At 71.6% G+C, this 20,267-nt stretch carries 21 protein-coding genes; 13 read left to right on the top strand and 8 right to left on the bottom strand.

The features are described from left to right. Window positions 1–55: 55 nt before the first annotated feature. From FHX33_RS16955 to FHX33_RS16935, 5 genes are all read right to left on the bottom strand, one after another. The gene (locus tag FHX33_RS16955; protein ID WP_021765225.1) at window positions 56–1,108 is read right to left on the bottom strand and encodes an alpha/beta fold hydrolase; all 1,053 of its coding nucleotides are present in this window, start codon (window positions 1,106–1,108) and stop codon (window positions 56–58) included. Between the two features lie 41 nt (window positions 1,109–1,149). Then, a complete protein-coding gene (locus FHX33_RS16950; RefSeq protein WP_246397480.1) occupies window positions 1,150–2,007 on the bottom strand; it encodes an alpha/beta hydrolase in 858 nt (285 codons plus the stop codon). An 11-nt stretch (window positions 2,008–2,018) separates the two neighbouring features. Then, the gene (locus FHX33_RS16945; protein WP_021764222.1) at window positions 2,019–2,765 is read right to left on the bottom strand and encodes a 3-hydroxybutyrate dehydrogenase; all 747 of its coding nucleotides are present in this window, start codon (window positions 2,763–2,765) and stop codon (window positions 2,019–2,021) included. Window positions 2,766–2,850: 85 nt separating this feature from the next. Further along, window positions 2,851–3,180 (bottom strand): hypothetical protein, encoded by a 330-nt coding sequence (locus tag FHX33_RS16940; protein WP_021764221.1) that lies wholly within the window; start codon window positions 3,178–3,180, stop codon window positions 2,851–2,853. Between the two features lie 57 nt (window positions 3,181–3,237). After that, window positions 3,238–4,206 carry a Gfo/Idh/MocA family protein gene (locus FHX33_RS16935; protein WP_021764220.1) on the bottom strand — a complete coding sequence of 323 codons (969 nt, stop codon included), beginning with the start codon at window positions 4,204–4,206 and terminating at the stop codon, window positions 3,238–3,240. Window positions 4,207–4,320: 114 nt separating this feature from the next. Between FHX33_RS16935 and FHX33_RS16930 the strand changes: the two genes are divergently transcribed. From FHX33_RS16930 to FHX33_RS16905, 6 genes are all read left to right on the top strand, one after another. Continuing rightward, entirely contained in the window at window positions 4,321–4,833 is a 513-nt protein-coding gene (locus tag FHX33_RS16930) for a hypothetical protein (RefSeq protein WP_039923131.1), read from the top strand. 98 nt (window positions 4,834–4,931) lie between these two features. Further along, window positions 4,932–5,348, top strand: coding sequence for a YciI family protein (locus tag FHX33_RS16925; RefSeq protein ID WP_021764218.1), 417 nt, complete (start codon window positions 4,932–4,934; stop codon window positions 5,346–5,348). 205 nt (window positions 5,349–5,553) lie between these two features. After that, the gene (locus tag FHX33_RS16920; protein ID WP_183428756.1) at window positions 5,554–6,795 is read left to right on the top strand and encodes an RNA polymerase sigma factor; all 1,242 of its coding nucleotides are present in this window, start codon (window positions 5,554–5,556) and stop codon (window positions 6,793–6,795) included. Window positions 6,796–6,938: 143 nt separating this feature from the next. Beyond that, window positions 6,939–7,994, top strand: a complete 1,056-nt coding sequence (gene glsA, locus FHX33_RS16915; RefSeq protein WP_051337091.1) for a glutaminase A — start codon at window positions 6,939–6,941, stop codon at window positions 7,992–7,994. Continuing rightward, entirely contained in the window at window positions 7,991–9,616 is a 1,626-nt protein-coding gene (locus FHX33_RS16910) for an MFS transporter (RefSeq protein ID WP_021765726.1), read from the top strand. The genes glsA and FHX33_RS16910 overlap by 4 nt, the downstream gene beginning before the upstream one ends. A gap of 97 nt (window positions 9,617–9,713) precedes the next feature. Continuing rightward, window positions 9,714–10,235: a hypothetical protein gene (locus FHX33_RS16905; RefSeq protein WP_021765725.1), complete on the top strand. Its 522-nt coding sequence runs from the start codon at window positions 9,714–9,716 to the stop codon at window positions 10,233–10,235. A gap of 83 nt (window positions 10,236–10,318) precedes the next feature. Here FHX33_RS16905 and FHX33_RS16900 read toward each other — a convergent pair whose 3' ends face one another. Further along, window positions 10,319–10,750: a hypothetical protein gene (locus FHX33_RS16900; protein WP_021765724.1), complete on the bottom strand. Its 432-nt coding sequence runs from the start codon at window positions 10,748–10,750 to the stop codon at window positions 10,319–10,321. A gap of 354 nt (window positions 10,751–11,104) precedes the next feature. On the opposite strand from FHX33_RS16900, the gene FHX33_RS16895 reads away from it, so the two are divergent. Then, on the top strand, window positions 11,105–11,575 hold the full coding sequence (locus FHX33_RS16895) for a hypothetical protein (protein ID WP_021765723.1): 471 nt from the start codon (window positions 11,105–11,107) through the stop codon (window positions 11,573–11,575). 85 nt (window positions 11,576–11,660) lie between these two features. Here FHX33_RS16895 and FHX33_RS16890 read toward each other — a convergent pair whose 3' ends face one another. Beyond that, window positions 11,661–12,476, bottom strand: a complete 816-nt coding sequence (locus FHX33_RS16890) for a DeoR/GlpR family DNA-binding transcription regulator (protein ID WP_021765722.1) — start codon at window positions 12,474–12,476, stop codon at window positions 11,661–11,663. A 141-nt stretch (window positions 12,477–12,617) separates the two neighbouring features. Here FHX33_RS16890 and melA point away from each other — a divergent pair, with 141 nt between their 5' ends. After that, window positions 12,618–13,931 (top strand): alpha-galactosidase, encoded by a 1,314-nt coding sequence (gene melA, locus FHX33_RS16885; RefSeq protein ID WP_183428755.1) that lies wholly within the window; start codon window positions 12,618–12,620, stop codon window positions 13,929–13,931. Further along, on the top strand, window positions 13,928–14,788 hold the full coding sequence (locus FHX33_RS16880) for a class II fructose-bisphosphate aldolase (protein WP_183428754.1): 861 nt from the start codon (window positions 13,928–13,930) through the stop codon (window positions 14,786–14,788). Before melA ends, FHX33_RS16880 begins: the two co-directional genes overlap by 4 nt. Window positions 14,789–14,894: 106 nt before the next feature. Here the strand turns inward: FHX33_RS16880 and FHX33_RS16875 are convergent, their stop codons facing one another. Further along, entirely contained in the window at window positions 14,895–15,977 is a 1,083-nt protein-coding gene (locus FHX33_RS16875; RefSeq protein ID WP_021764306.1) for an amidohydrolase family protein, read from the bottom strand. Window positions 15,978–16,116: 139 nt separating this feature from the next. On the opposite strand from FHX33_RS16875, the gene FHX33_RS16870 reads away from it, so the two are divergent. From FHX33_RS16870 to FHX33_RS16855, 4 genes are all read left to right on the top strand, one after another. Continuing rightward, on the top strand, window positions 16,117–16,998 hold the full coding sequence (locus FHX33_RS16870; protein WP_039923202.1) for an SIS domain-containing protein: 882 nt from the start codon (window positions 16,117–16,119) through the stop codon (window positions 16,996–16,998). Between the two features lie 88 nt (window positions 16,999–17,086). Further along, window positions 17,087–18,409, top strand: a complete 1,323-nt coding sequence (locus FHX33_RS16865; protein WP_021764304.1) for an ABC transporter substrate-binding protein — start codon at window positions 17,087–17,089, stop codon at window positions 18,407–18,409. Between the two features lie 19 nt (window positions 18,410–18,428). Next, on the top strand, window positions 18,429–19,382 hold the full coding sequence (locus FHX33_RS16860) for a carbohydrate ABC transporter permease (protein ID WP_021764303.1): 954 nt from the start codon (window positions 18,429–18,431) through the stop codon (window positions 19,380–19,382). Then, on the top strand, window positions 19,382–20,266 hold the full coding sequence (locus tag FHX33_RS16855) for a carbohydrate ABC transporter permease (protein WP_021764302.1): 885 nt from the start codon (window positions 19,382–19,384) through the stop codon (window positions 20,264–20,266). The genes FHX33_RS16860 and FHX33_RS16855 overlap by 1 nt, the downstream gene beginning before the upstream one ends. Window position 20,267: the final 1 nt, after the last annotated feature.

Raw genomic sequence — 20,267 nt, 5'->3', positions numbered from 1 at the left:
AGTTGCGGGTGACAGGCACCGGATACCCGCAACAACTCACATCTCGCGGGCGCGATCAGCCCAGGTGCGCGAGCAGCTCGGCCAGGAACTCGTCCGGCTTCTCGATGTGCGGGGAGTGGCCGCACTCGTCGAAGACGACCTCGCGGGCGCTGCCACCGTTCGCCGCGTAGCGGTCGAGCACGGAGCGGATCTGCGCGAGCATCGGCTGCGGCGGCGCCACCGCCTCCCCCGGCCAGCCCGGGATGATGCCGGCCACGCCGAGCTGGTTGAGGTCGAAGAAGGAGGCGTCGCCGACGATCGCGTCGAGCGCGCCGTGGATCCACAGCACCGGAGGCTTCTCGGGCAGGTCGACGATCCCGGAGGTGTCGAAGTACGTGGGGGCCATGGTGTTCAGTACGCCGCGGGTGCCGGGAGCGAAGCCCGGCCAGTTCTCCGAGCCGGTGGCGTCACCGGGGTAGTTGTCCTCGCCGGTGGCGGTGCTGAGCATCGACTCCACCCAGAGGTCCTCGTGCTCGCTCTCGAAGCCGGGCGCCACGTATGACGACCGGTAGACGGCGCGCGGGGAGGTCGGGGCCTCCTCGCCGGTGTCGCCTGCGGCGAGCCGTGCGACGAAGTCGGGGTTCGCGCCGCCGCCTCCCGTGCCCGACGCGTCGGCGTTGAGCAGGCTCCCGTCGGCGCCGGTGCCGCCGAAGCCGTAGGGGGAGACGGTGGAGACGAGGGTGAGGCTGCGCACGAGGTCGGGGCGATCGAGCAGCAGCTGCATCGCGACCCCGCCTCCCATGCTCCAGCCCACCAGGTGCACGGGACCAAGGGCGAGCGCGTCGGCGACGGCCGCGACATCGTCGGAGAAGTCCCGCACGCCGCGGGTCGCATCCACGGGCAGCGTCTCGGAATCGCCGAAGCCGCGCAGGTCCACCGCCAGGGCGCGCACGCCGTGCGGGAGGGCGAGCATCAGCGGCTGCCAGAAGAGCGACGACGAGACGTTGCCGTGCACGAACAGCACGGTCGCCTCCGCCGCACCCGACGACGGGCGTTCGAGCACATTGGCGGAGAGGCGGTCGGTGGGCACGCGGCGGGCGGCGATGCCCGCGAGCAGGGTTCCGGTCATGGGTTCTCCTCGGTTCGGGTGTGGGAGGGAGTCGGTGGCGTTCAGCGTGGAGGCGCGAGCAGGGGGAGCACCTGGCGCACCCCCTCCTCGGTCATGACGATCGTGTAGTGGTTGACGTCGACGGCCTCGTGCACGCGCAGCTGCGGCAGCCTCCCCGACCATTCCGCGACGACCGTCGAGTCGTAGAGCGGGTCGGCGTCGAGCAGGCCGCGCGGGGCGCGGATGAACGAGATCGGCAGTGTCAGCCCGGCCAGCGCCTCCGCGTATCCGGCACCGCCGTCCATCTCCAGGGCGTTCACGGCGACAGCGTCCTCGCTCGCGCTCGACCGCAGCGCGGGCGGCTCTCCGGCCAAGTCGTAGTCGACGTAACGCTCGATGGCGTCGTTCCACCACGGGCCGATCGCGGGATGCGCGCGCCAGAAGGCGCGGTACTCCTCCGTCGAGGCGAACCGCATCCGAAGCCGCTGGAGCGCCGGGCCGAGCACGATCGCGGGCAGGTCCTCCGGGGCGATGCCCGCGGGCAGGGCGAGCGGGAGGCCGCCGTCGAGCAAGACGAGCCGCTCGATGCGGTCGGGATGCCGCTCGGCGAACCGCACCGCCACGAACGCGCCCATCGAGTGGCCGGCGACCGGTGCGCGGTCGACGCCGAGCGCGTCCAGCGCCCGGGCGACGTCGTCGGCGTGGGCCGTGAGCCCGTACGGCCCGGGGAGGCCGGAGCTGCGGCCCCGGCCGCGTAGATCCGGCGCGATCAGCCGCGTGCCGGGGAGAGCTGCGGCGACCAGCTCCCAGGCGCGGTGACTGGCGGTGATCCCGTGGATGCCGACCAGTGTCGAGGCCGCCCCCTCCGGGTTCCAGATGCCGCCGGCCAGCTCGCCGCCCGCGACGGGAGCTGCGAACATGCGGTACCCGCTCACCGGGCGCTCCATCCGCCGTCCATCGTGTAGCTCGCGCCGGTGACCATGCGCGAGTCCTCGCCCGCGAGCCACAGCGCCAGGCTCGCGACCTCCGTCGGCTCGACCAGCTGCTTGATCGCCGACTCGGTCAGCATGACCTTCTCGACGACCTCCGCCTCCGGGATGCCGTGCAGCCGCGCCTGGTCGGCGACCTGCTTCTCGACCAGCGGCGTGCGCACGTAGCCCGGGTTGATGCAGTTGGAGGTGACACCGTGCGGTCCGCCCTCCAAGGCTGTCACCTTCGAGAGGCCCTCGAGGCCGTGCTTGGCGGCGACGTAGGCCGACTTGTACTCGGAGGCGCGGAGGCCGTGCACGCTCGAGATGTTGATCACGCGCCCGAAGCCGCGCTCGTACATCCCGGGCAGCGCGGCGCGCACGAGCAGGAACGGCGCCTCCAGCATGATCGTCAGCAGCAGCCGGAACTTCTCCGGCTCGAACTCCTCGATCGGACGCACGTGCTGGATGCCGGCGTTGTTCACGAGGATGTCGACGTCGAGGTGGAGGTCGCCGAGCGCGTCCGTCTGCGAGAGGTCGACCTCCCACGCGTCGCCGCCGATGCGCTCGGCCACCGAGCGGGCGGCCTCCCCGTTCAGATCGGCGATGGTGACGTGGGCGCCCGCCGCGGCGAACGCTTCCGCGCAGGCCAGGCCGATGCCGCTGGCACCGCCGGTGACGAGGGCCCTGCGGCCCGAGAGATCGGTCACGACGATGCTCCTCCCGGCGGGCGCGCACGGCCCTGGCCGCACTCTAACGCCGGGGGCGGCGCGAGCGGAAGGGCACGCGCTCGACCTACGGGCGGTGCGGCATCTGCAGCTGCCGGACGGGGCGACCCGTGGAGCCGGGCATCGCGACGAAGACCTGGGCGCCCACGGTGATCAGGGCGATGCGCGCTCGCTTGGCATCCCGGGGTGTCACGCCGGCGGCGCGCGCGAGCTCCTCCGCGTCGAGAGTGACGCGCCCGGTCGGCCCGGCGTTCTCGGCTTCCGCGCGCGCGACCGCGAGGACAGTGTCGGCCGGCAGGTCGCGGCTCCGGAGGGCGTCCGCGATCTCGGGATCGTTCACGCGGCGCTCGACGGCACCGAGCCAGTCGCTCGCGCTCGTGAAGACCAGATGGGGCACGGCAGCATCCTGGCACGGGCGGTCGCGGAAGCGAATGCCCGACCGTGTGCGGAACCGCTACGCGTACCGCAGCCCGATGCGCTCCCGGATGTCGTCCATGCTGCCCATGATCTCGACGGACTGCGAGAGCGGCATGCGCGGGTCCTCGCCGCCGCCCGCCGCGATGAGCCGCTCGATCGCCTGCGCCTGGTACTGCATCCCGCGCCCGGTGATGGTCGCCTCGAACCGCTCGATGACGTTGTCCTCGGGGTCGAGCACCCGGAAGGAGGTGGGGGAGTAGAAGAACGGGTCGAGCTCGATGCGGCCGTCGGTGCCGATGACGATGGCGTTGTTGCTGCCGCGGGCATCCAGCTCGGTGGTGAGCACCGCCTGCGCGCCGCTCTCGTAGGAGAACAGGATGGCCGTCTGCCGGTCGACGCCGGTCGCCGTCGGCGTGGAGATGGCCTGCACGCCCAAGGGAGCGCCGAGCACATCCCACGCGAACGAGACCGGGTAGATGCCGAGGTCGAGCAGGGCGCCGCCGCCCAGCTCCGGGTTCAGCATGCGGCCGGCCGGGTCGGCGCTGGCCTTCTGGGAGTGGTGGGCGATGACCGCGCGCACCTCGCCGATCGTGCCGTCGGCGATCACCTCGTGCAGGCGCTGCATGTGGGGGAGCCAGCGCGTCCACATGGCCTCGAGCGCGACGAGTCCGCGGCTGCGAGCCGCCTCGGCGATCGCCTCCGCCTCGGCGCGGTCCATCGTGAACGGCTTCTCGACGAGCACGTGCTTGCCGGCCTCGAGCGCGAGCAACGCGTTCGGCGCGTGCTGCGGGTGCGGGGTCGCGACGTAGACGACGTCGACCTGCGGATCGGCGACCAGCTCCTCGTAGCTGCCGTGCGAGCGCGGGATGCCGTGGGCGGCCGCGAAGCGCGCGGCCGACGACGACGTGCGCGAGCCGACGGCGACGACCTCGTGGCCGTGCAGCTGCAGGTCGGAGGTCATGGAGGCGGCGATGCCGCCGGTGCCGAGGATTCCCCAGGTGGTCATTCGTGTTCCTCTCGCGGGTCGCAACTCTCCGGCCATGCTATCGGCGGGGTGGAGCCGCCCGCGGCCGGGATTCGCCTTGAACCGCGTGGCCCACTGTGCGAGGGTGGCAGAGTCGTGAAAGCTCCCGGTCGTGTCGTCCCGCAGTTCGTGGTCGCTGCCGTGCTCACCCTGCTGCCGGTCGCGGCGGCGATCGTCACGGTGTCGAGGTGGACGCATCCCGCCCCGAGCATCCCGGTGCACTGGACGACCTCCCACGCCGACAATTACATGGACGCGACGACGGTCTTCTGGAGCGGGCTCGCGCTGTCGCTCGTGTGCGTCGTGATCGCCGCCTTCTGTGCCGCGTTCGTCCGCAGCGACAGTGGCCGGTGGGGGAGCGCGGCGGGGTTCGGTGCTCTCGCCGCGGTCGGCTGTGCGGCGACGCTCCTGTGGCCCGTCGGTCAACTCACCGCCGCGGCGAACACGGCCGGCGACCCGATCGGGCCGGCGTTCCTGCTCTTCCTGATCGCCCTCGGTTGGGGTGGGCTGGTGCTCGCGATCTGCGCGACCCGGCGCGCCGATCCCGCGCCGGATCCCGCCACCATCCCGGATCCGGATCACGACGCCATCCCGCACCCCGCTCCCTAAGATCGGGTTCGGGGCGCGACCGTGTCGATCCGCGGGCCCGCCGTTCGACCTCGGTGTGGAAGGCGCGAAGAGGCCTTCCCCGACACAAGGAGCACACGATGGCCAAGTACATGCTGATCATGCGATCGACCGACGAGGCGTTCGCCGACTTCGCGAACCTCGACTTCGCCGACATCCTGGACGCGATGGGCCGGTTCAACGACGAGCTCATCCGCGCCGGCGTGCTGCTCGCCGCCGAGGGCCTCGACCCGGCGCCCGGGATCGTCGTCGACTTCACGGGTGACGAGCCCGTCGTCACCGACGGCCCCTACGGCGAGACGAAGGAGCTGTTCAACGGCTACTACGTGCTCGACGTCGCGTCGGCCGAGGAGGCCGCGGAGTGGGCGAAGCGGATGCCCTACATGAGCGGTTCGAAGGCCGAGATCCGCCGCGTGACCACGATCGACGAGTTCCCGCAGGACAACGAGTGGGTCGCCAAGGAGCGCGCCTGGCGCGAGTCCACCGGCCAGCTCTGAGCCCGGCGGGCCCGGTCGGGTGAGCGAGGCGAGACGCGCCGTCGAGGCGGCCCTGGACGGCGCGGCGGAGGAGGCGGCCGGTGACTGAAGCGAGACGCGCCGTCGAGGCGGCCCTGGACGGCGCGGCGGTGGAGGCGGCCGGTGACTGAAGCGAGACGCGCCGTCGAGGCGGCCCTGGACGGCGCGGCGGTGGAGGCGGCCGGTGATGACTGAGGCGAGACGCGCCGTCGAGGCGGTGTGGCGGATGGAGTCCGCCCGCATCGTCGGCGCGCTCGCGCGCTACACCGGCGACTTCGCGCTCGCCGAAGATGTGGCGCAGGAGGCGCTCGCCGAGGCCATCGTCGGCTGGGAGACGGGCGGCGTGCCCACGCAGCCGGTGAATTGGCTGCTGGCGGTGGGCCGGCGCCGCGCGATCGACGCCTTCCGGCGCCGGTCGGGGCGGGACGAGCGGTACGCGCTCCTCGCCCGCGATCTGGACGAGGAAGCGCCCGGCGTCGACGCCCTGTTCGACCCGGACGCGATCGACGACGATGTGCTCGCGCTCATGTTCACCGCGTGCCACCCGGTCGTCTCGAAGGAGGCGCGGGTCGCGCTGACCCTGCGGGTCGTGGGCGGCCTCACGACCGACGAGATCGCCAAGGCGTTCTTCGTGCCGGTCGCCACCGTGCAGGCGCGGATCACCCGGGCCAAGAAGACCATCGCGGCCGCGCACATCCCCTTCGCCGTGCCGGAGCCGCAGGAGCGCGGGGAGCGGCTCGGCTCGGTGCTGAGCGTCATCTACCTGATCTTCACCGAGGGGTCGTCGGCGACCGGCGGCGACTCGTGGATGCGCACCGACCTCGCGGCCGAGGCGCTGCGGCTGGCCCGCGTGCTCACCAGGCTCGCCCCGGAGCCGGAGGTGTACGGCCTCCTGGCGCTGCTGGAGCTGACCTCTGCGCGGTTCCCGGCCCGACTCGACGCCGAGGGCCGGCCGGTGCTGCTGGAGGATCAGGACCGGCACCGCTGGGACCACTCCGCGATCCGGCGCGGGCGCGCGGCGCTGGCGATGTCCGCCACGGCCGGCCGCGGGCTCGGGTCCTACGGCCTGCAGGCGGCGATCGCCGAGTGCCACGCGGTCGCGCCGTCCGTGGCGGAGACGGACTGGGACCGCATCGTGCTGCTCTACGAGGCGCTCGGGCGGCTGGCGCCGTCGCCGGTGGTCGACCTCAACCGGGCCGTCGCCGTCGCGATGGCGACCGGGCCGGCGGACGGGCTCGCCGTCGTCGACGAGCTGATCGGGCGCGGCGAGCTGCCGGGCTCCCACCTCGTTCCGGCGGTGCGGGCCGAGCTGCTCGCGCGGATGGGGCGCGGAGCCGAGGCTGCCGGGCAGTACCGCCTCGCGGCCTCCCTCTGCGCGAACGCCGCCGAGCGGGCCGTGCTCGAGGCCAAGGCCGCCGCAGCCTCCTGAGCCGCCCCCGCCTCCTGAGGCGCCCGAGTACGCGAATTGTCCGCGTACTCGACGGATCCGCCCCCATTTTCTGCGTACTCGGCTGTTGCCGGGTCTGGCGGAGGAGGCCCGCGGGTCACTAGCGTCGGGCCGGGAGGCGCATGATGTTCGAGACCGACACCGACGGGATCCACCAGGAGGCGGCCACCGGCGCGCTCCCCGGATGGGAGCGGGTGGAGCAGCTGGTGCAGGCCGCCCACGACCGCTACCGCGACACCGACGACGGCACGGTGGCCGACTACATCCCGGCGCTCGCCGAGGCGGACCCCGACTGGTTCGGGATCTGCGTCGCCGACACGGCCGGGGGACTGCACGACGTGGGCGATGCGGCCGTGCCGTTCTCCATCCAGTCCATCTCGAAGGCCTTCGTCTACGCGCTGGTGTGCGAGGAGTTCGGGCACGAGCGGATCGGTGAGCTGGTCGGGGTGGACAACACCGGCCTCCCGTTCAACTCGGTGATCGCGCTGGAGCTGAACGGCGGCCACCCGATGAACCCGATGGTCAACGCGGGGGCGATCGCCTCCACGGCGCTGATGGCGGGCGACACCGCTGCCGAGAAATGGCGGGCGGTGCACGACGGCCTCTCACGGTTCGCCGGGCGCGAGCTCGCGGTCGACGAGCGGGTCTACACGTCGGAGTCGGAGACGAACTCCCGCAACCAGGCCATCGCCCGCCTGCTGCAGAGCTACGGGAGGCTCGACGCCGACCCCGGCGAGATCGTCGACGTGTACACGCGCCAGTGCTCCCTGCTGGTCACCGCCCACGACCTCGCGGTGATGGGCGCGACCCTCGCCGACGGCGGCGTGAACCCGGTCACCGGCGATCGGGTCGTGTCGGCCGACGTCAGCCGCGACACCCTCGCCGTGCTCGCCGCGAACGGCCTCTACGAGCGGTCGGGGGAGTGGCTGTTCCAGATCGGACTGCCGGCGAAGTCCGGCGTCTCCGGCGGCATCGTCGCGATCGCGCCGGGCAAGGGGGCGATCGGGACGTTCTCGCCACCCCTCGATGCGGCCGGCAACAGCGTGCGGGGCGAGCGGGCGACCGCGTACCTGTCGCTCACGCTCGGCCTCAACCTGTTCGCGTCGCCCGAGCCCGGCCCCTCCGGGCCTGGCTCGACCTCCCGCACCTCCACCCCCCTCGACGCCAGGAGCACACCATGACCGCGACCACCACCGAGCAGCCCGTCGCCCGCGCCTCCTGGGCGCCGATGGTCGGGCTCTTCCTCGCGCAGGTGCTGATGTCGTTCAACGTCGCCGCGCTGCCCGTCTCGCTGGGCGGGATGGTGCAGGACTTCGGCGTGCCGCCCACCTCGGTCAGCACGGCGATCGTGACCTACGGCCTCTCGGTCGCGGCGCTGGTGATGGTCGGCGCGAAGCTCGGCCAGCGGGTCGGCTGGGTGCTCATCTTCCGCATCGTCGTCGGCATCTTCGCCGTCTCGGCGCTCATGATGATCCTGTCGCCGACGGTCGGCTGGGCGATCGCGGCGCAGGCGCTCGCCGGGGCGTCCGCGGCGATCATCGTCCCCTCCCTCGTCGCCCTGATCGCCGAGAACTACCACGGCACCCAGCAGGCCACCGCGGTCGGCTCGCTCGGGTCGGCGCGGGCGCTCTCGGGCGTGAGCGCCTTCCTTATCGGCGGCGCGCTCGGCACGTTCGTCGGCTGGCGGCCGGTCTTCGGCATCGTGCTGATCCTCGCCGTCCTCGTGCTGATCTTCAGCGTCCGGCTGCGCAGCGACGGAGCCGACCGCGCGGTGAAGATCGACGTCGTCGCCGCCCTCTTCATCGGCGCGGCGATCGTGCTGCTCACCCTCGGCTTCAACAACCTCAACGCCTGGGGCGTGCTGGTGGCGCGGGAGAGCGCGCCGTTCGACATCCTGGGCCTGTCCCCGGCGCCGGTGTTCATCGTGGTCGGGTTGATCCTCGGGCAGGCGTTCTTCTTCTGGACGCGCCGGCGCACCCGGCTCGGCAAGGTTCCGCTCGTGAGCCTGTCGGTGCTCGGCTCGTCCCGTGAGCGCGCGGCGGTCTACGCGATGTTCATCGTGGTGGCGCTGGAGGCCGCGCTCAACTTCTCCGTGCCGCTCTACATCCAGATCGTGCAGGGGCGCACCCCGCTCGACACCTCCCTCGCGATGATGCCGTTCAACCTGACCGTGTTCGTCGTCGCGACGCTCATCGTCCGCTTCTACGGGAGGTTCGCCCCGCGCACGATCGGTGTCTTCGGCTTCCTGCTCACGACGGTCGCCCTCGCCTGGCTCGCGTTCGTCGTGACCAACAACTGGGAGACGCTGCCGACCATCCTGGGCCTGATCGTCTTCGGCGTCGGGCAGGGCGCCCTCGTCACGCTCGTCTTCAACGTGCTCGTCACGGCCGCGCCGAAGAAGCTCGCGGGCGACGTCGGCTCGGTGCGCGGGACCACGCAGAACCTCGCCTCCGCGGTCGGGACGGCGCTTGCCGGGGCGATGCTCGTCACCATCCTGGGCCTGAACGTCGGGCAGGCCGTCGCCGACCACTCCGAGCTGCCGCCCTCGATCGTCGCGCAGGTCGACCTCGACAACGTCAACTTCATCAGCAACGACGACCTGCGCGAGGCGCTCTCGCGCACGGACGCGACGCCGGCCCAGGTGGATGCGGCGGTCGCGGTGAACGAGGACGCCCGGCTGAGCGCGCTCAAGCTCGGGCTGCTCATCCTGGCCGGCATCTCGGCGCTCGCGATCGTGCCCGCCGCGCGGTTGCCGAAGTACCGCCCGGGCGAGATCCCCGAGCCCGCGAACGTGAAGCGGTAGGCGGCCCGCACGCCGTCGAGTACGCGAATTCTCTGCGTACTCGGCGGTTCTCGGCGCACTTTTCGCGTACTCGGGAGGTGGGGACGAGGATGGAGGGGTGACCACTCCCTCGACCGAGCGCATCGTCCCCGTGACCGTGAACCGCGTCGAGCTCGAGGCGGAGACGCCGTTCGTCGCGCTGCGTGCCGCGCTGGAGCGGGAGGTCCCGCCCCTCGACGAGCGGCGGCTGGCCACGCTGCTGCGGTCGGGAGCCTCCTGGGCCCAGCTGACCCGGGAGGTCTCGGGCCCCGGCGCGCTCGTGCGGTTCTGGACGTACGACCCCACGCCGGTGATGCGCGTCGGCGGTGCCGACCTGGCGGCCGCCGGGTACCTGCTCGGCGACTACGTGACGGCCGCGCGGATGTTCCGTCACGATCCCGGCACCACGCTGTACACGCCCGTGCGGCTGGAGCTGCACGCCCGCGGTTCGCGCACCGTCGTGGCGTTCGACCAGCCCAGCTCGGCGCTGAAGGCCTTCGGCAACAACAAGATCACGCAGGCCGGCTTCGAGCTCGACCGGCTGCTGGGCGACCTGCTGGAGGACCTCGGTCTCCCGCGTCCCTCGATCCTCCGCCTCTGACCATCGAAGTTCACGATGTGGCGGTCAAACCGGCCGGAATGACCGCAACGACGGCAACCTCGGGAGGTGGGGAAGGAGGGCGGCTAGGCGAGCGCCGGACGCGGCCCGGCGATCAGGCGCACGGTCATCGCCACGGCGAAGACCAGCGAGAGCAGCAGCGCGACGGTCGCGCCGAGCCAGGCCGCACCCGCGAGCCGGAGGAACAGCAGCTCGCCGGGGCCGGCCTCCACGCTCAGGAAGTGCTGGCCCATCGCGAGCGCCCCGGCGATCCCGAACCACAGCGCGGCGGTCACGGCGATCCACACGCCACGCGGGAGGGAGGCCGAGCCGATCCGCCGTGTGGCGACCCGGGTCAGCAGATGCAGGGCGATCGGGGTGACGACGGCTGCGGTGACGGCGACCACGACGGCGACGACGCTGCCGCTGTTCGACGCGGTGAGGGCGGCGAGAGCGGCGAGCGGAAGGGCGAGTGCGATGATGCGGGCGACCTGGCCGGGAGAGGTGGCTGTCTTCATGGTCCCAGTCCATCGCGCGGACGGGTCGCGCCGCGTCGCCCGGTGGGACGAACCCTCGGTGGGGGAGGTCAGCCCAGAGGATGATGCGCCGCACGCGTGTCGCCCGATTTGGGGTACAAATTCGTGTCCTCCAAACAGCCCACAGACCTGTCCGTCTAGCTATGCTCGGTCTGGCGCGAGCGACGCCGGACCCGAAACCCGGCCGAGCCCGCCGCCATCGTGCGCGGTACCCGATCCGCGCACGCCCCCGCTTCACCCGGCACACGCACCAGGCACCACGGCACCACAGGCACCACGGCACCACCGGCGACACCCGATACCCGACAGCAGTCACGTCTACCCGAAGGACACACTGTGCACACGCATGCCTACGACCGCGCCCACGACGCCGCTCAGCGTCTCAACCGCCGCCACGAGCGCGACCTCCACTGGGCGAAGGAGCGCCGCCGCCAGCAGGAGCGCGAGATCGCCGAGGCGAGGGCCCTGCTCGCGACGAGCCGGTTCGCGCTCGTCCGCACGGCGATCGTGGTGGATGTCGTGCTGCTGGTCGCGATCGGCGCGGGCCTGTGGGCCGCGGCGGCCGCGTCGCTCACCGAGCCGTGGTCGCTCGTGGTCGGCATCGCTGCAGGAGTCGCTGCAGCAGGTGTGCTCACCGGCGCGGCGATCTCGCTCGCGCGGGTGCGCTCCCGTCGCGCGGCGGCCCGTGCGCTGCTCCGGTCGCAGGAGGCGCGGCTCGCGCACACGCAGTTCCACATCCACGAGAGCGTGCACTCCTACATCGACTCGTACTCGGACGTGATCAACACCCGCCTCGCCACCGCCTGAGCGCTGACCGAGGAGCGACTGCTGCTCCCGGGGACATCGGCGGCGGCGCGAGCGACCGCAGACGTACCGCGACGCAGCAGTCGCGTCACTCCTCGTCGGCGAGGACGACCTGCACGCCCGCGGCGCGCAGCCGCTCGAGCTCGTCGGGGTCGGCCGAGCTGTCCGTGATGAGCATCTCGACCTGCTCGATGTCGGCCATCTGCGCGAGCGCGACGCCGCCGATCTTCGAGCCGTCGGCGACGACCACGGTGCGCTGCGCCTTCGCGACCATCGCGCGGTTGGTCCGCGCCTCGGTCTCGTCGTGCGTCGTCACGCCGCTGGTCGCGCTGATGCCGTCGGCGCCGAGGATGGCGGTGCCGACGTTGACCGCGTTGAACGTGCTCTCGGCGAGTGCCCCCACCAGCTCCAGCGACTGCGGCCGCAGGAAGCCGCCGGTCATCACGACGCGCACCCCGGGATAGCCGGAGAGCAGTCCCGCGATGCTGAGGGAGTTGGTCACGACCGCGATGTCGCGGTGGTTGGCGAGCGCGCGGGCGACACCCGCGGTGGTGGTGCCGCCGCTCAGTGCGACGACGTGGCGCTCGGCGGGCAGCCTCCTGACCATCGCCTTAGCGATCGCGCGCTTCGCATCCTGGAACCGGGTGTCGCGCAGGGCGACGGGGATCTCGCGGCCGCGCTCCAGGGCGGAGGCCCCGCCGTGGGTGCGCAGGATGAGGTTCTGATCGGCGAGGTCGGAGAGGTCGCGGCGCGCGGTGGCCGCGGAGATGTCGAGGGTCTCGGAGAGCTCGGCGAGGCTGATCGTGCCGCGCTCGGAGATCAGATCGAGGATGGCGACCATCCGCTGGGCGCGCCGGCCGGAGGTGACGCGGGCGATCAGTGATTCGGCGGCGGGTGCGACCATGGGCCCGTCCTTTCGAGGAGTGGGTGGTGCGGAGAGTCGGTCCGGCACCGAGGGAGCGAATCGATCACTCGATATGATCACTTTACCTGCGAATCGCTCAATCTGTTGCGCGGAGTAGACACACTATCGCAGGATCGCAGCATGCCTCAGATTGTCTTCCTCGGAGCCGGGAGCGTCGTCTTCACCCGCCAGCTCCTCGCCGACCTGTTCCGTTTCGACGACCTGCCGCCGCTGCGCATCGTGCTGCACGACATCGACGCCGAGCGCCTCCACGTCGCCCAGGGCACCGCCGAGCAGGTGGCCGCGCGCTTCGGGCGCACCGCGGAGATCGTGGCGACGCTCGACCGCCGGGAGGCCCTGACGGGCGCGGACTTCGTGGTCAACATGATCCAGGTCGGCGGCATCGACGCCACCCGGGTCGACCTGGAGGTCCCGGCCGCGGCCGGCCTGCTGCAGACGATCGGCGACACGACCGGTGTCGGCGGCGTGTTCCGCGCACTGCGCACCTTCCCCGTGCTCTCCGGCATCGCCGCCGACATGCTCGACCTCTGCCCCGACGCCTGGTTCCTCAACTACACGAACCCGATGGCGATGAACGTGTGGTGGATGTCGGTCGTGGCGCCCTCCATCAAGACTGTCGGCCTCTGCCACAGCGTCTACTGGACGGTCCACGACCTCTGCGCGCTGATCGGCGTGCCGATGGAGGGGACCCACTACCGCGCCGCGGGCGTCAACCACCAGGCGTGGCTCGTCGAGTGGTCGCGCGACGGCGAGGACCTCTACCCCCGCCTCCGGGAGGCCATCGAGCGCGATCCCGAGCTGCGCCGCCGCGTGCGCGTCGAGATCTTCACGCGCATCGGCTACTACCCGACCGAGACCAGCGAGCACTCGTCCGAGTACCTGGACTGGTTCCTGCGCTCGCCCGAGCAGATCGAGCGGTTCCGCCTGCGACCGCTCGAGTACATCGGCATCTCGGAGGAGAACGTCGCCGAGTTCGAGCACGCCCGGGCCGCACTCGCCGCGGGGGAGCCGCTGGAGCTGGAGGAGGGCGCCGCCGAGTACGCGCCCCAGGTCATCCACTCGATCCTCACCGGCACCGAGCGGATCATCCACGCCAACGTGGTCAACGACGGGCTGATCGACAACCTCCCGCAGGGGGCGGTCGTCGAGGTGCCCAGCCGGGTCGACGCGAGCGGCGTGCACCCGCTGCCGTTCGGCTCCATCCCGGTGCAGGGCGCTGCGCTCAACCGCACCTACCTGTCGGTCGCCGAGCTCGCGATCGAGGCCGCCCGCACGGGCGACCCCGAGCTCGTGCGCCGCGCCGTGCTGACCGACCCGAACGCGTCGTCGTCCCTCACCCCGGAGCAGATCTGGGCGCTGTGTGACGAGCTGACCGCTCGCCACGCGGCGCTCCTGCCGGTCGCCCTCGGCGGCACGCTCGAGGCGGCCCGGTGACGCTCGCGCCGACGCGAGAGCTCGTCGCGGCGGCGGGTGCCAGCGGCAGCGCCGTAGCGGCGTTCAACGTGCTCTCGCTCGATCACGTGGAGGCCGTGGCGGCCGGGGCGGCGGAGGCCGGCTCGGCCGCGCTCCTGCAGCTCAGCGAGAACGCCATCGCGTTCCGCGGTGCTCCGGAGCCGCTGCTGGCCGCGTGCCGGGAGGCCGCGGAGGCCTCCGGGTCGCCGCTCGGCATCCACCTCGACCACATCGAGGATCGCGCTCTCGTCGCGCGCGTGCTCGACCGCGCGCAGGAGTTCGGCGTCGGGTCGATCATGTTCGACGCCTCCCGCCTCCCCTACGCCGACAACGTGGCGGCGACGCGCGAGGTCGTGGCGCGCGCCCATGACGTGGGGGTCTGGGTGGAGGCCGAGCTCGGCGAGATCGGCGGCAAGGACGGCGCGCACGCGCCCGGAGTGCGCACCGACCCGGACGAGGCGGCGGCCTTCGTCGCCGCCACCGGCGTGGACGGCCTGGCCGTCGCGGTCGGCAGCTCGCACGCCATGCGCGACCGCTCGGCGCAGCTCGACCTCGAGCTGATCGCGCGGCTCGCCGTGGCCGTCCCGGTGCCGCTCGTGCTGCACGGCTCGTCGGGCGTCGCCGACGCGATCATCGCGGATGCGGTCGCCGCCGGCATCCGCAAGGTCAACGTCGGAACGGCGCTCAACATCGCCTTCACGGCATCGCTGCGGGAGGCGCTGGCTGCGCAGCCCGACGCCGTGGACCCACGCAAGTACACGCGCGACGCGCGCGCCGCCATGGCGGACCTCGTCGCGCGCTTCTGCCGCGTCGTCGACTCCCGCCTCCCCGCCTCTTAGCGCGCGACATTCGTGCCGAATCGCGGGAAAGCGATGCGCTTTCCCGCGATTCGGCACGAATGCGCAACGCGGCGAGCACAAATCTCGCGGGGGTTAGAGCGCGGGGTCAGAGGCCGAGGACGCGGCGCGCGTTGCCGCGGTACACCGCCTCCAGGAGGCTCGGGTCGAGCGCGAGGGCGGAGACGTCCCAGCGGCCCTGGCCCGGCACCTCGCTGTCGGGGTCGTAGCCGAAGCCCTCGTCGGCGCTCTCGAAGAACCGGTAGTGCAGGCGGTACTGGTCCGCCGTCACCGGGTAGATGTCGGTGCCGAAGAGCACGCGGTCGGGATGGTCGGCGACGAGCCGCGCGAAGCGCCGCGGCTGCCGCCCGAGCTCCGCCATGCGCCCGGCGGTGTCGATCGTGTAGTTCGGCGCGGCGACGAGGAGGCGCTCGACGCGGTCGAGATCCTCGGCGGCGCAGCCGGCGTGCGCACCGATGAAGGTCGTCCCCGGGCAGGCCAGCACGAGCGCGGCATGCGCCGCCAGCAGGCGGTCGAACGTCGGGTGCAGCGACGCATCGCCGAACCACCATTCCGGGACGCCGGCGAGCTCGTCGAGCCGCTCGTTGTGCCGGTCGAGCGGCTCGAAGAAGGCGATCGGGTCGGCCGTGTGAATGAGCACCGGGAGGCCGAGCCCGCCCGCGTGCGCCGGCACCTCGATCACGCGCGGGTCGTCCGGGAGGATCAGCGAGCCGTCGGCGTCGCGCACGGTCAGGCCGAGGCTCTTCCACACCTTGACGCCCCGGGCGCCGCGAGCCGCGCTGTCGTCGAGCGACGCGATCAGTCGCGCCACCCCGCCGGGCTCGGCGAGGAGCTCCCACTCCAGCTGGCAGAACGTGACGAACCGGCCGTCGTACGCCCGGTCGTACCGCTCGACGTTCGCCGTGACCTCCTCGCCCCAGAGCCCGTCGAGGTTGACGATCGTCTCGACGCCGCATTCGTCCATGAGCGCGACCAGCGCGGGCACGTCGTCGATCATCCATCCGCCGTCGGTCAGCCACCGGCCGAGGTGGTTGTGGATGTCGACCACGGGATGCGCGGGCCGGGGCACGGCGGTCGCCCGGGCACGCAACTGGCTGCGGGGCGCCCAGTCGGCGAGTCGCAGGTCGGCGAGCGGCGCGCGGCCGGCCTCGAGCGGGTCGTTGTGGGGCATGCGAAACCTCTCTGTAACAAACGATCAGGCATAGTGAGCGATCTGCACAGTTTCGTTGTCAAACGCTCAATGTCCGCCAATGATAAGTCCAACGCGCAACGGAGTGCGCAGCACCGCCACCGACCCACAGGAGCACCTCGTGACACTCACCTCCAGCGAAATCGCCAGCCAGCCGGACATCTGGCGCGAAGCGCTCACCACCCGCGCCGACATCGCGACCGCGCTGCTCGCTCGTCCCGGCGAGAGCATGCTCGTGCTCGGCTGCGGCACCTCCGCATTCGTCGCCGAGTCGTTCGCCTACCTCCGCGAGGGCGCCGGCCTCGGCATCACCGATGCGGCCTACGCGTCGGAGCCCTGGACGTGGCGCGACTACGACGCCGTGCTCCTGCTCAGCCGCTCGGGCACCACGACCGAGGTCCTGGATGCGCTCGACGTCATCCCGGCCGGCGTGCGCACCATCGCCGTCACGGGTGTGGCGGACTCGCCGGTCGCCCAGCGCGCCGACGACGTGCTGCTGCTCGACTTCGCCGACGAGGAGTCGGTCGTGCAGACCCGCTTCCCGACCACCTTCCTCCTCCTCGCCCGCCACGCCGTGGGTCAGGACGTCAGCGCTCTCCCCGACGAGGCCGCCGCCGTGCTCGGCCGTCCGCTCGACGTCGACCTCGACGGCCGCACGCACTTCGTCTACCTCGGCAGCGGCTGGACCTACGGCCTGGCCCAGGAGGCCGCCCTCAAGATCCGCGAGGCCGCGCAGGCCTGGGCCGAGTCGTACCCGGCGCTCGACTACCGGCACGGCCCGCTCGCCGTGGCCGACGAGCGCTCGCTCGTCTGGATCATCGGACCCTCCGAGCAGAGCCTCGTCGCCGACATCGAGCGCACCGGCGCCACGGTCCGCGTGAGCGCCTCCGACCCGCTGATCGAGCTCGCCCAGGCGCAGCGTCTCGCCGTCGCCGTCGCCGAGCGCGCCGGCCTGAACCCCGATGCTCCGCGCCACCTGACCCGTTCCATCGTGCTGGGCTGACCCCGCAGCCCGCTCCGTCGTGCCCGACTGACCCGCAGCCGGGCAGGACAGAATCCGACACCAGCAGAATCACAAGGGAGAACCGAAGATGCTGACCCCATTCCGCCGGAGGGCGCTCCGCGCCACCGCCGTCCTCGCCGCCACCGTGGGCGTCGCCGCACTCGCCGGGTGCAGCGGCTCGCAGGGCGCGACCACGCTCGACACGAAGGCCAAGGTCGAGATCGAGGTGTGGTCGGGACAGGCCGACGCCGCTCAGAAGGTCATCGTGGGGCTCGCGAAGGAGTTCGAGAAGGAGCACCCGAACGTCACGATCAACCTCTCCCCGGGAGCCTCCTCGACCGACCAGCTGCTGCAGAAGCTGTCCGCCGGCTTCGCAGGCGACCAGTACCCCGACATGTCCTACGCGTTCGGCTCGTGGGCCGGGCAGCTGGAGGACTCGGGACGCACGCTCGACATCTCGGCCGACGTGAAGAAGCCGGAGGTGAAGTGGGACGAGTTCACCGCGGCCGCCCGCGGCACCGCGCAGCCGACGGGCAAGAAGGTCATCGGCTTCCCCGCGGTCGTCGACAACATCGGCCTGCTCTACAACAAGACCCTCTTCGACAAGGCCGGCCTGGCGTACCCGACGGCCGACTGGACGTGGGACGACTTCCGCACGGCGGCGAAGAAGCTGACCGACGAGGCCAACCACATCTACGGCTACGGCTACTCCGTGTCGGGCAGCGAGGAGACCACCTGGCAGTACTGGCCGCACCTCTGGCAGAACGGCGGCGCCATCCTGAACGACGACGCCACCAAGGCGGAGTTCGCCTCCCCGGCCGGTGACGACGCCCTGTCGTTCCTCCGCTCGATGGCCGTCGACGACAAAAGCGTCTACCTCGACCAGACGGATGTGAAGTTCGGACAGCTGTTCGTCAACGACCGCATCGGGATGATCACCTCCGGTCCGTGGCAGCTCTCGGACCTCAAGACCGGCGGCACGAAGTACGGCGTCGTCCCGCTCCCGGGCACGAACGGCGACCACCAGACCGTGTCGGGCCCCGACATCTGGGCGCTCTTCGATCACCACGACAAGAACCGCGCGTACTGGGCCACCCAGTTCGCCCAGTGGCTGACCTCGGCCGAGCAGGACGAGCGCTTCAACGTCGCGATCGGCAACCTCCCGCTGCGCTCGTCGGAGGCGTCGTCCGAGGCGGTCGCCAAGGAGGCCGCGGAGTACCCCGGCTACGAGGTGTTCGTCGCCAACTCGGCGAACGTGAAGCAGACCCGCCCGACGACGAAGGGATACGCGGCCCTGTCTGTCGCCGTCGGCAAGTCGATCTCGCAGGTGCTCCAGGGCGAGGGTGAGCCGAAGGCGGCCCTCGAACAGGCCGCGAAGACGGCGGACGCGGCCCTGGCCAAGGACAAGTAGGAGCGGCGGGGACACGCGAATGGCAGACACCACCGCCCATGCGCTCCCGCGGCCCGGCGCGTCTTCGGACGCCGCCGGGGCGCGGAAGGCGCGTCGGCGCCGCGGGCTCACCTCGGCGCTCACCGGCTGGGGCTTCGTCGCCCCGGCGACCATCATCATCCTCGGCCTCTCGATCTTCCCCGCGGTCTGGGCGTTCGTGCTCTCGTTCCAGGACTGGGACGGGTTCAGTGAGGCGACCTGGGTCGGCGGCGACAACTACGCGCAGCTGATCGGCGACGCGGAGTTCGGCAACGCCGTGCTCAACACCGTGGGCTTCACCCTCCTGTTCGTGCCGGCGTCGGTGCTGCTTGGCCTCTTCCTCGCCGTCGCGCTCAACCGGCGCATCCGGTGGATGGGCTTCTACCGCACCGCGATCTTCGTCCCGTTCGTCGCGTCGGCGGCCTCCACCGGCATCCTCTCGACCTACCTGTTCAGCCCGCAGTTCGGTCTCGTGAACAACGTGCTGCGCGTGCTGCACCTGCCGCAGCAGGGCTGGCTCGACGACCCGAAGCAGGCCATGCTCGTCATCGCGATCATGTCGCTCTGGGGGTCCGCGGCCTTCACGACCGTCATCTACCTGGCGGCGCTGCAGGATGTGCCCGGCGACCTGATCGAGGCCGCCCGCATCGACGGCGCGAACCGGTGGCAGACGTTCTGGAGGATCGTCTGGCCGCAGCTCGCTCCGGTGACCGCGTTCGTGGCGGTCTGGCAGACCATCCAGGCGATCCAGCTCTTCGACCTCGTCTACACGACGACCCGCGGCGGGCCCCTCGACGCGACGAAGACGATCGTCTACTTCCTGTACGACAAGGCGTTCCACGCGCTGGAGTTCGGCTACGGCTCGGCCGCGGCCTACGTGCTCTTCGCGGTGACGCTGCTCATCACCATCGGCGTCGTGGTCGTCCAGCGTCGCCGCGGTTCGGAGGCGTTCTGATGACGACGGTTCTCGACGAGGTCTCGCAGGCCGCCCGCCAGGTCGCGGACGAGCCGCAGCCGCGCTCGCGGAAGCGCAAGCTCAGCGGGTGGCACTTCGTGCTGTTCCCGATCGCGATCCTGTTCCTGGTGCCGTTCGCGCAGATGGCGCTGGCGTCGTTCTCGCCGGCGAAGGAACTGGTGGCGTTCCCGCCGCCGTTCATCCCGTCGCACTTCACGCTGGACGGCTACGCGAAGCTGTTCGGTCAGACGGACATCCTGCTCTGGCTCGGCAACACCGTCGTCGTGTCGGCGACCGCGATCGTGTCGAACATCATCCTGTGCTCGCTGGCCGGCTACGGGTTCGCCCGGTTGCGGTTCGCCGGGCGCAACTTCGGGTTCCTCATGATCCTCGCGACGATCATGATCCCGACCCAGCTGCTGATGATCCCGACCTACATCCTGTTCGCCAAGCTCGGCCTGCTGAACGGGCTCGGCGCGGCGATCGTGCCCTGGCTGGCCACAGCCTTCGGGATCTTCCTGATGCGCCAATTCTTCCTCTCCCTCCCCGCGGAGCTGGAGGAGGCCGGTGCGATCGACGGCTGCAACCGCTGGCAGGTGTTCTTCCGCATCGTGCTGCCGCTCGCCCGGCCCGCGCTCGCCACGCTCGCGATCTTCACGCTGCTCGGCGCGTGGAACGACCTCGTCTGGCCCCTGATCGCGATCAACGACCCGTCGTCGTTCACGCTGCAGCTGGGCATCGCGAACTTCCAGGGCGCGCACCAGACCGATTGGAGCCTCATCATGGCGGGCAACGTGATCGCCACGCTTCCCCTCATCCTGTTCTTCCTGTTCGCGCAGCGGCAGTTCATCGCGACGATGACCTTCTCGGGACTCAAGGGATGAC

Origin of the sequence: Leifsonia aquatica (assembly GCF_014190775.1) — a bacterium.
GTDB lineage: Bacteria > Actinomycetota > Actinomycetes > Actinomycetales > Microbacteriaceae > Leifsonia > Leifsonia aquatica.
Note: the sequence above shows the minus strand (reverse complement) of the source record. Positions and strands in the feature narration are given on the sequence as shown.

Excerpts from the sequence above, each read along its gene's own strand:
- FHX33_RS16925 (WP_021764218.1), top strand. The coding sequence starts at position 4,932 with ATGGCCAAGTACATGCTGATCATGCGATCGACCGACGAGGCGTTCGCC.
- FHX33_RS16920 (WP_183428756.1), top strand. The coding sequence starts at position 5,554 with ATGACTGAGGCGAGACGCGCCGTCGAGGCGGTGTGGCGGATGGAGTCC.
- FHX33_RS16900 (WP_021765724.1), bottom strand. The coding sequence starts at position 10,750 with ATGAAGACAGCCACCTCTCCCGGCCAGGTCGCCCGCATCATCGCACTC.
- FHX33_RS16910 (WP_021765726.1), top strand. The coding sequence starts at position 7,991 with ATGACCGCGACCACCACCGAGCAGCCCGTCGCCCGCGCCTCCTGGGCG.
- FHX33_RS16865 (WP_021764304.1), top strand. The coding sequence starts at position 17,087 with ATGCTGACCCCATTCCGCCGGAGGGCGCTCCGCGCCACCGCCGTCCTC.
- glsA (WP_051337091.1), top strand. The coding sequence starts at position 6,939 with ATGTTCGAGACCGACACCGACGGGATCCACCAGGAGGCGGCCACCGGC.
- FHX33_RS16950 (WP_246397480.1), bottom strand. The coding sequence starts at position 2,007 with ATGTTCGCAGCTCCCGTCGCGGGCGGCGAGCTGGCCGGCGGCATCTGG.
- FHX33_RS16890 (WP_021765722.1), bottom strand. The coding sequence starts at position 12,476 with ATGGTCGCACCCGCCGCCGAATCACTGATCGCCCGCGTCACCTCCGGC.
- FHX33_RS16935 (WP_021764220.1), bottom strand. The coding sequence starts at position 4,206 with ATGACCACCTGGGGAATCCTCGGCACCGGCGGCATCGCCGCCTCCATG.
- melA (WP_183428755.1), top strand. The coding sequence starts at position 12,618 with ATGCCTCAGATTGTCTTCCTCGGAGCCGGGAGCGTCGTCTTCACCCGC.
- FHX33_RS16855 (WP_021764302.1), top strand. The coding sequence starts at position 19,382 with ATGACGACGGTTCTCGACGAGGTCTCGCAGGCCGCCCGCCAGGTCGCG.
- FHX33_RS16860 (WP_021764303.1), top strand. The coding sequence starts at position 18,429 with ATGGCAGACACCACCGCCCATGCGCTCCCGCGGCCCGGCGCGTCTTCG.
- FHX33_RS16875 (WP_021764306.1), bottom strand. The coding sequence starts at position 15,977 with ATGCCCCACAACGACCCGCTCGAGGCCGGCCGCGCGCCGCTCGCCGAC.
- FHX33_RS16955 (WP_021765225.1), bottom strand. The coding sequence starts at position 1,108 with ATGACCGGAACCCTGCTCGCGGGCATCGCCGCCCGCCGCGTGCCCACC.